Raw genomic sequence first — 255 nt, forward strand, 5'->3', positions numbered from 1 at the left:
AACCCGGATTGCGCCCGCGCCACGTTCGCCGAGCAGGTACCCGGCCTGACCACGGCGCATGCCCGACGGACCCCATTGCTACGCAGCATGCTCGAGCGGATCGCGTTGGCGGTGGGTGGCCGCCCCGCCCAGCGGTTGACCCGCCACTTGTCGGTGACGGTATCCAGGATGACTCTGCTGCGGTTGATCCGGGCACTGCCGATGCCCGAACCCGGCCCGGTGACCGCGCTCGGCGTCGATGACTTCGCCTTCCGC

Annotated in this window: 1 pseudogene; it reads left to right on the forward strand. The window is 70.2% G+C overall.

The features are described from left to right. Positions 1 to 255, forward strand: a pseudogene (locus IU459_RS40695) (ISL3 family transposase); the annotation flags it as partial.

This window comes from Nocardia amamiensis (genome assembly GCF_015477605.1).
Lineage (GTDB): Bacteria > Actinomycetota > Actinomycetes > Mycobacteriales > Mycobacteriaceae > Nocardia > Nocardia amamiensis_A.